Annotated in this window: 12 protein-coding genes and 1 other RNA gene; 11 read left to right on the forward strand and 2 right to left on the reverse strand. The window is 46.0% G+C overall.

Annotation, left to right across the window (positions count from 1 at the left end; genetic code table 11):
• Positions 1–329 precede the first annotated feature (329 nt).
• From B7Y67_RS07670 to B7Y67_RS07680, 3 genes are all read left to right on the forward strand, one after another.
• Positions 330–689, forward strand: a complete 360-nt coding sequence (locus tag B7Y67_RS07670; protein ID WP_215301026.1) for a hypothetical protein — start codon at positions 330–332, stop codon at positions 687–689.
• 168 nt (positions 690–857) lie between these two features.
• Positions 858–1,136 carry a hypothetical protein gene (locus B7Y67_RS07675; RefSeq protein ID WP_293598133.1) on the forward strand — a complete coding sequence of 93 codons (279 nt, stop codon included), beginning with the start codon at positions 858–860 and terminating at the stop codon, positions 1,134–1,136.
• Between the two features lie 42 nt (positions 1,137–1,178).
• Entirely contained in the window at positions 1,179–1,328 is a 150-nt protein-coding gene (locus tag B7Y67_RS07680; RefSeq protein ID WP_293598134.1) for a hypothetical protein, read from the forward strand.
• On the opposite strand, the gene B7Y67_RS07685 is transcribed toward B7Y67_RS07680, so the two are convergent.
• Together B7Y67_RS07685 and ffs are read right to left on the reverse strand one after the other, a co-directional pair.
• A complete protein-coding gene (locus tag B7Y67_RS07685) occupies positions 1,329–1,523 on the reverse strand; it encodes a hypothetical protein (RefSeq protein WP_293598135.1) in 195 nt (64 codons plus the stop codon).
• Positions 1,524–1,611: 88 nt separating this feature from the next.
• Positions 1,612–1,709: signal recognition particle sRNA small type (gene ffs, locus B7Y67_RS07690), an RNA gene on the reverse strand.
• Between the two features lie 32 nt (positions 1,710–1,741).
• Here ffs and dnaX point away from each other — a divergent pair.
• The 8 genes from dnaX to B7Y67_RS07730 all read left to right on the forward strand — a co-directional run.
• On the forward strand, positions 1,742–3,409 hold the full coding sequence (dnaX, locus tag B7Y67_RS07695; protein ID WP_293598136.1) for a DNA polymerase III subunit gamma/tau: 1,668 nt from the start codon (positions 1,742–1,744) through the stop codon (positions 3,407–3,409).
• A gap of 50 nt (positions 3,410–3,459) precedes the next feature.
• Positions 3,460–3,783: a YbaB/EbfC family nucleoid-associated protein gene (locus tag B7Y67_RS07700; protein ID WP_293598137.1), complete on the forward strand. Its 324-nt coding sequence runs from the start codon at positions 3,460–3,462 to the stop codon at positions 3,781–3,783.
• Between the two features lie 25 nt (positions 3,784–3,808).
• Positions 3,809–4,423, forward strand: a complete 615-nt coding sequence (gene recR, locus B7Y67_RS07705) for a recombination mediator RecR (protein ID WP_215301015.1) — start codon at positions 3,809–3,811, stop codon at positions 4,421–4,423.
• 112 nt (positions 4,424–4,535) lie between these two features.
• Positions 4,536–4,754, forward strand: a complete 219-nt coding sequence (locus tag B7Y67_RS07710) for a ParD-like family protein (RefSeq protein WP_215301013.1) — start codon at positions 4,536–4,538, stop codon at positions 4,752–4,754.
• Complete coding sequence (locus B7Y67_RS07715; RefSeq protein ID WP_293598138.1) at positions 4,751–5,023, forward strand: type II toxin-antitoxin system RelE/ParE family toxin; 273 nt, start codon at positions 4,751–4,753, stop codon at positions 5,021–5,023. The genes B7Y67_RS07710 and B7Y67_RS07715 overlap by 4 nt, the downstream gene beginning before the upstream one ends.
• A gap of 207 nt (positions 5,024–5,230) precedes the next feature.
• Positions 5,231–6,649 carry a carbohydrate porin gene (locus tag B7Y67_RS07720; RefSeq protein ID WP_293598139.1) on the forward strand — a complete coding sequence of 473 codons (1,419 nt, stop codon included), beginning with the start codon at positions 5,231–5,233 and terminating at the stop codon, positions 6,647–6,649.
• A gap of 174 nt (positions 6,650–6,823) precedes the next feature.
• Positions 6,824–8,380, forward strand: a complete 1,557-nt coding sequence (locus tag B7Y67_RS07725) for a TolC family protein (RefSeq protein WP_293598140.1) — start codon at positions 6,824–6,826, stop codon at positions 8,378–8,380.
• Between the two features lie 9 nt (positions 8,381–8,389).
• Positions 8,390–8,923, forward strand: a 534-nt coding sequence (locus B7Y67_RS07730) for an efflux RND transporter periplasmic adaptor subunit (protein ID WP_293598141.1), incomplete at its 3' end; no start/stop codon positions are given.

The following is an 8,923-nucleotide window of genomic DNA, read 5'->3' on the forward strand; positions in this document are numbered from 1 at the left end:
AAACCTCTACGCTGAACTTTTCTAGCTAACAGGGGTTCGTAATGCAGGTTTCATTGGAATGCACTCATAAGCAATTGCGTTTATTCAGATTGGTCATGGACGCACGTACTGTTGCCGTCTTATTGATTATTTTTATGATCTGGCAAATCCTCAGAATGCTTCGTATTATTTAATCTAGACCACTCAGGGGGTTTTCTGGGGAAGGGAGGTTATCAATCTTAGAACCCTCAATTCTAAGGGTCCGAATGGGGCTGTAATTAGGGGCTTATTTATAGAAATCCAAGGTAATATATGGGCTTCACGTCTTTATATTGCATCGAGCCCCCACTATGTCCGAGTTAAATAACGCTGATTTTGCTGAAGGTTTACGTTTCCAGAACTTAGGGCTTTACCCCCAAGCATTTGATGCTTTCATCACGATTGAAAGCGCCGGTTACGAGCGCACCTTTCGTAAATGCTGCGAGATGGCTTGGAGCGATCAATTGCAAGAGCGTCAAATTGACCGACTCTTTTATGAACTCGATACTGAAGTCAAACGCAAAAACGGGGTAGCCATTTATAACTATGGCCTCGTGATGGAATATTTAAAAAATATCCCCAAGGCTACGGAGTTACTCAATTTAGCTGACCAACTTAAGGTACCAGAAGCGCGTACTGCCTTAATGCGAATTTTGCTCGCACCAAAATAAGTAATCGCTTAGATATGGCACTTGCATTCCCCAAAATGAATTGCATTCATCAAGGGATTGGAGGCTTTTGTGGATGATGATCTTGTATATAAAAAGCCCCGTCAGGGTCCTAATATAGGTCCGGCTCTAGCACCTAGTCTTGATTCAGCATTACCTACACTTGAAAGCTTGCAAGAAAAGCAACGCAGTGAACTCATTGAAATGGCCCAAGTGCGCTATGGCATCAAGGGCACTAAAGTGCAGATTAATCTCACATCAATACAAATTGATAGCGTGATGACTGAGGCGCAAATCTTTAAAGCCTTACTAGCTGCCCCAGAATCGGAGCGCGCGGATCAAATTCTGTATGCCCTAGCTAAAGGGGATCTGAGTGCGGATATGGCTAATCAAATATTGGCTACCTTGGCACTGCTTGGTAAGTTCAAGAAAATTAAGATTGAGCCCTAATAGCTTGAATCGAATCGCATTCACCTCACTGGATCTTGCCGTATGAACACTTCTCTTAAATGGTTGCTGATATTTTTGGTGGCAGTGATCCTGGTATTGATCGTGGTGGATCAGTTCATTTGCAATAAGTGGATTTATCACGACTTTGCTGCTGGAATTGACAGGCGCTTATCCTGCTTTTGGAAGCCGTAATTATTTTTGCGCTTTTCGAATGACTTTTGCTTTTAATTCTTGAATCCGCTGATTGCGAAATTTAATGAATGCGTCATTGGAATCAAAAGCCTCTACAGATTCTTGTTCGGTTACACCTCTAGGGGTTTGGTAGGTAATGACCCAGTGGTTGCTTAGATCAGTCGGTTCGATAGAGATGACTACGTATTTGTTCATGTCTGGTCGTGACATTGAGACCTTTGCTTAGTGCAAATCCTTGTCTAGAAATACAAATATCAAACTAAACAAGGACTTATCAATAGGGGTGGACGAGCCCGACCCCCGGCACTGACAGAATTGGGTTTGGCTGCTTCGTTCCCGACCTGACCAGGTTATCCAATCCGCCATGCGGGGAGGCCCGTCCAATTCCATTTTAGCTTGTTAGAATGGAGTACATGACAGCATTGGCTTTAGCCCGTTCGTGGCGCCCTAAAACTTTCTCCCAATTGGTAGGACAAGACCATGTGGTTAAGGCATTAACCCATGCCTTAGACCAAGGTCGACTACACCACGCTTGGCTCTTTACAGGCACTCGCGGGGTCGGAAAGACCACCATTGCCCGAATTATGGCCAAAGCCCTCAATTGCACCGGGGAAGATGGCCAAGGGCGCATGACCTCGGAGCCTTGCGGAAAATGCCCAGCTTGCTTAGAGATCGATGCCGGTCGCTTTGTTGACTATATTGAGATGGATGCTGCGAGTAATCGCGGGGTGGACGACATTGCCGCTCTATTAGAAAAAGCAGCCTACGCCCCTAGTAATGCACGGTACAAGGTCTACATGATTGACGAGGTGCACATGCTCACCAATCATGCCTTTAATGCCATGCTCAAAACGCTTGAAGAGCCGCCAGAACATGTGAAATTCATCCTGGCGACAACTGATCCCCAAAAGATTCCAGTCACCATTTTGTCCCGTTGCTTGCAGTTCAATCTCAAACAAATGCCGGTACCGCTCATCGTTGAGCATTTAGAAAAAGTACTTGCCGCAGAAAACGTTGAGTGTGAGACCAATGCACTGCGTGTTTTAGCAAAAGCAGCGCAAGGTTCTATGCGCGATGCTTTGTCACTGACGGATCAAGCGATTGCTTATGCTGCTGGCAAAGTATCTGAAGAGGCAGTACGTGGCATGCTCGGCACGCTCGATGATGCATACCTCATCAGAATTTTGGATTCACTGATTGCTAAAGATGGTGCGACATTGTTAGCCATTTCCAATGAGATGGGTGAGCGCAGTATGTCTTTCTCATTAGCACTGGCTGATCTCTCTAGTCTCATTCAGAAAATTGCAGCCGCACAAATTGTTCCTGAATCTGTACTAGAAGACTGGCCAGAAGCGGCCGAGATTCGTCGCTTAGCTGGTGCACTGACAAAAGAAGAGGCGCAACTCTTCTATCAAATCAGCATTACTAGCCGTCCCGATTTATCGCTAGCTCCAGATGAGCAAACTGGCTTTGCTATGACTCTTCTGCGGATGCTGGCCTTTCGTCCCGGAAATGAAACTCCCAGTAGAGCAGGGGGCTCAGCGCCACCAGTAGCTTCGGCACCAAGACCGTCTGCACCAGCAAATCAAACTGCTGCTCCAGTAAGGTCTGCGCCTGCAGCATCTGCTCCAGCCACTGCTAAACCTGCTGCCGCAGCTCCAGCAGTTCCTGCACCAACTGCTACTGCATCTGCAGCCAATCGTCCAGACTGGCATTCCTTAATGCGCCAGTTGCCGGTTAAAGGCTTGGTTCAACAGTTAGCATTTCAGACGGAGTTGCAAGATTGGGAAGATTCACCAGCAGGTGTGCGCGCTACTGTTGTGACACCGATGCCGCAACTGGCATCCGAAGCTTCTATTGGCCGCCTTGCAGATGCATTAACAGCACACTTTGGCAAACCCATCAAAGTCATTATCGAGAAGGGTGAAGTTGAGGGTAAGACAGTCGCTAAGGTCGATGCGCAGATTCATCAAGAGAAAAGACAAAACGCAGAGCAAATGATTGCGCAAGATCCATTTATTCAGCAATTAGAAAAAGAGTTTGGAGCCAAAGTAGTTGGTGGCTCTGTAAAGCCTCTTTGATTGCCCAGTTCAATATTGATAGACATATAAGTAAGCAAAGGAAATAAGCGATGATGAAAGGCGGCCTTGCGGGTTTGATGAAACAAGCCCAGCAGATGCAAGAGAAGATGAAAGTAGCGCAAGAGCAATTGGCTGCGCTTGAAGTCACTGGCCAAGCGGCTGGCGGTTTAGTCAAAGTGAGCATCTCTGGCAAATATGAGATGAAGCGCGTGCAGATCGATCCAAGTGCAATGGATGATCGCGAAATGCTCGAAGACTTATTGGTTACCGCCTATACAGATGCATTCAAACAAGTAGAGGCTGCTAATGCACAAGTGATGTCTGGTGCTACTGCAGGTATGCCGATGCCTCCTGGATTTAAGCTGCCGTTTTAATCATCCTTAGAAATATCTTTATTTAATGGCACGTCAAGAAGCTCCGCAAGATGCCCTTGGTCGTTTGATCGAGGCATTGCGTGTATTACCTGGCGTAGGCCCCAAGTCTGCTCAGCGCATGGCTTTTTATTTGCTTCAGCATGATCGCAATGGTGCTGCAGTGCTTGCTCAGTCATTGGGTGAAGCAGTAGAGACTGTAGGTCACTGTGCCCGTTGTAATACTTTCTCCGAAACCCAGATCTGCGCTACTTGTAATGATGACCGTCGTGATCCATCTTTGCTATGCATTGTGGAAACGCCCGCTGATCAAGTGATGGTCGAGCAGACTTTGAGTTTTAAAGGTAATTACTTTGTATTAATGGGTCGGATCTCGCCACTTGATGGCATGGGCCCTAATGAAATTCATTTTGATCGATTGCTAAGCCGTATTGAAGCGCCAGATACTGGAGTGCCAGTGCGAGAAGTAGTTCTGGCAACGAATTTCACGAGTGAAGGTGAGGCCACAGCCCATTACATTGGTGAAGTACTCAAATCCAAAGGCATCAAAGTCACCAGAATCGCCAGAGGTATTCCGGTGGGTGGTGAGCTTGAGTATGTGGATGCAGGCACATTAGCCAGAGCGCTGATGGATCGGCGCTAAGTTTGGTATATCTAAGTTATATCCCAAATCCCCATTAATAAGGTGCTTAGTAAAAAGTTGCTTTTTGCAACCTTTTGTATTAAATTGATACTAGTTTAATAAGGAGCTCATTATGGCTATAGCAATCAAGTTATCGGATATATTGGTGGAAGACGCCAAGCCCTATGCTCAGGCAATGCATAGATCAGTACCTAAGCAAATTGAGTACTGGGCTCGCTTGGGTAAGGTCGCTGAAGAGAATCCTGATCTACCCATCAACATGCTTCAAGATATGCTCGTAAGTATTGAAGAGGTAAAAGCTGGCAATCTTTCCCCATATAAATTCGGATGAGGGTATTAACAACCCCTCGATTTGATCGAGCTATTAAGAAAATTTCTCCCGCCGAAAAGAAGGCCCTTGATTCAGCGGTTAAAGATATTACCTCCAAGCCATTTGTTGGGGATATGAAGAAGGGTGATTTGTTGGGTGTGCAGGTTTATAAGTTTCGCCATCTCCATCAACAAATGTTGTTGGCATACTCGGTTAGTCTGGATGGAACTCAAATCGCATTAATTGGCTATGGAGTTCATGAAAATTTTTATCGAGACCTTAAGCGATAGGGCGAAATAGGCTCAATAGTCACTAAAGCGACATAAATTCTAGGTAAGTTAATCCTTTTTAGGGATAATTTGGCCTGCACTCCTGATGAGCTTCAATCTCACGCAGTGCCTATCCGAGTTGTCTGGTTTTTACCCCGGTAGATCTGACCTTTAGTTTCTTTTCTAGTGATTGATTGGTCATTGATGCTCAGTATTGTGAAATTGTGAATGTCCCACAAATCCTATCTTCTTCTGTTGAGCTTGCTTGCTGCCTTTGGTAGCACGACTGCGCTCGCACAAAAAGCAGGATCAGGGTCAGATCAGATTGCAAGTTTCGCCTCCCCAATTGAGGGTGTTCCAACTGAGGGAGAGCTCTTTGGGTTGCCTGTAAATCTGCATGGGCAAACGACTTACATTAATCAGCGTTATAACAATTTCAATTCATCTTATTCTGGGCAGAATAGTTTGAATGCTCAAAAATCCATGAGCTATACCTGGTCGGGCACCTTATTCATGGGTGCACGCCTAGCACCCAATACCGATGTCTACTTCAATCCGGAAGTGATTTCTGGTGTGCCATTTTCTGGATTAGTTGGTCTTGGGGGTTTTCCTAACGGCGAGGGTAGTAAGGCTACTGGGGCGCAAGCCAAGTTTTATTCTGCTCGTGCTTTTGCGCGTCATACGATTAATCAAGAGGGCGATAAAGTCGTTCTTGAGAATGAAGCCAATCAAATTACGCAAACCGTGAGTAGTAATCGCATCGTGCTTACTGGTGGTCAGTTCTCCACGCTCGATATTTTTGATGACAGCCGATATGCTAAAGATCCTCGCATCCAGTTTATGAACTGGGGCAATATGACCTATCTGGCTTATGACTATGCAGCTGACGCCAGAGGCTATAGCTGGGGATTGGCGGGTGAGTGGTATCTCGATAACTGGGTGATGCGCGCTTCCAGAATGCTCGCCCCCAAATCACCCAATGGCCGTGACCTTAATTGGCAAATCTTTAATACCTATGGCGATCAAGTAGAAGTTGAGCGCCAGCACAATATTGCCGATCTTCCTGGCAAGGTGAGTGTCTTGGCCTATCGCAACAAAATGATGTTGGCGCGATTCTCAGACGCTACCAATTACATTGACCAAGACCCCAATGCTCGCCAAGGCACCCAAGCAATTAACAATGTCCGCAACAATATGCAAATCAAAACGGGTATTGGTATACATGGCGAGCAGGCTTTGACCAAAGATCTTGGCATCTATGGCCGCGCCTTTACATCCGACGGTCAGACCGAAACGATGTCATTCACTGAAGCAGACAACTCCATCTCTATTGGCATGGGTATGAATGGCACAAGTTGGAAGCGCCCTAAAGATAGTATTGGGATCTCTGCCATGCAAAATGGTTTGTCGAGCTATCGCCGTGGTTACTTACAAGCTGGTGGCGTGTCTTACTTCATTGGTGACTACGCTAGCCCAAGTCAAACGATTTCTTACTCACCAGAACGGATTGGTGAGGTGTATTACAACGCCACGGTTATTAAGAACGTACTTGCTGGTTTGAACTTCCAGCACATCATCAATCCAGCCTATAACTCTGCCCGCGGACCAGTCAAGATCCTATCTTTCAGGGTTCATGCTGAATTCTAGCTGTTGTCAGTAGGGCTAAATTCATTATTGTCTTTAGAATCAATAAGATAAGAATTTGTATTTGATGGACTTTTGCCTCTAGACCCCTATAATCAGTAAAACCCCTTGATATGTAGGGAAATCTACATTCAAGACTATAAAAACAGCATTCGAAGAGATTTAGAGGCAGCCGATTTGATTCACGGCCAGATTACAACTCAGAACCAGATGCATGCAAAAGCCAAGCCCTCAAAGTGGCTTGCTGGCGTTTGTTCTTTTGCATCCCTGTTCTTAGTGACATCTGTTTTTGCGCAAACATCGCCTGCAAATACTGCCACTCCAGCTAATGTCACTGTACAGCTCAATGAATCTCAAGAGAGCTTATCTGCACCTCCACTAGTTAGCAATGTCAGTAGCACCCCCAATGCTCCCAATCCTGCCAAAGCCGCAAGCTTATTTGCGCCAGTAACGCAAAGTAATACGCCGAAGATCTACACCATGGGTGCAACATCTGGCCCCGCAGAAATGGATTTGCGCCAGCTTTGGAATGAACTTAAATTAAACAACCCGCAATTGTCTTCTTTGCGCGAGTCCTATTTGTCTGCCAAGGCTACTGTGCCGCAGATTAATGCCCCAGCTAATCCACAAGTCGGGTTGGTGTGGTCTGGCATGCCAGTGAACTCCCCATTTGCATTGGGTGGCGCAAATGCGCCGACATCACAATACCCAAATGGGATCAGCAGTAATAATGCCATTACGCTTGCCCAACCATTTCAGTTTCCAGGTAAGAAAAGCTTGGCATCCGATATTGCCAATACCAATGCGGAAGCACTTTTAGCTCAAAGCGAATCGACCTACCTGCAGTTGGGTGCTCAACTATCTACTCTGTATTACGGAGCGTTAGCATCCCAGAAACAGTTGCAGGTTCTCAAGGAATCGGTAATGCGTTTGGAGATGATTAAGAATGTTGCCAAAGCGCGCTACTCTAATAATGCCGCTGCTTATGTTGAATATCTCAACGCACAAGTGGCGCAAAGTGCTGCTCAAGCAGATCAATTTATTGTAGAGCGCCAGCTATCGGTCTCATTGCACAACATTAATACCTTGATAGGCCGCCACTCAAGAGAAAAGTTGATCTTGCGCGGTGACGTCCGTCGTGCCATCAGCAGCGTTCCAACGTTGCTGGAGTTGGAAGACTATGCCGAAACCAGTCACCCCTCATTGAAGAGCTCAGCATTACAGCTTGAGGCTGCTCGCAAAGGCGTAGATCTTGCCAAGAAAGCCTACCTACCTGACTTTCAAGTAATTGGTTCTTCATTCACGCCAAGGGGGCCGTTCTCGGCGAATAATGGCGCGATGTACTACCAGTTTGAATTGGATTTGATTATTCCACTGTATTTCTTTACCAAAGAAAAGTATGGGGTAGAGCAGGCGCAGCGCAATCAAGCGGCAGCTGAAGCTGGCAATATTTCTAATCGACAACAAATTGTGTTGGCGGTTAATGGTGCTTATGCCACATATGAGCAAGCCAAGAATCAGGCGCAATTTCTCAAAGAGCGCCAAGTTCCACAAGCAGATGCTGCTTATAAAGTCGGCTTAACTCAGTACTCAAATAATGGTCAGGGATTTAACGATTTGCTGACGGCACAAACCCAATTGCGTAGCCTCGAAGTTCAATTAGCCTTAGCAGAGAGCAATCTACTTCAAGCGCAAGCCGTGTTGCTAGCTACATCTGGCAAAGAACCTTTTTAAGGAGTTGTATTGAAAGACAAAATTCTTTCTTTTCTAAAACAGCTTGGTGATAAAGCTAAGCCCATTGCTGAAAAGGCTATGCACTTTGGTGGGCATAGATTACATGTGGCACTCGCTAGTATTGCTGGTCTGTACTGGAACCTCAGTCCCCAAAATCGCTACCGTGTCCGCTTAGCCGCTTTTGCATTTGCCATCCTATCGATGGGTATTGTTTTAGGTCGGATTACCAATGTCAATCGCAATGTGAAGATTGAGGCTTCTGATAAGGCCCTCAAAATAGAGAAGAGTGGCGTCTTGGAGTTAAGGCTTCCTGGCGTCAAGCTGAACCCAGAAATCTATATCTTCCAAACGGCAGAAAAAGTACAGGTACCCGTGGATATCAAAGTACCAGGTCGCCTAGCGTTTAATGCTGAAAAGTCTAGGGTGCTATCAGCACGCGCACCTGGGCGGGTAGAACGTATTTACGCCTTTGATGGTGTCGAGATCAATATTGGTTCTCCAATAGTAGAGCTCTATAGCCCAGAATTTATTTCAGCTCAGCAA

The organism is Polynucleobacter sp. 35-46-11 (genome assembly GCF_002281105.1).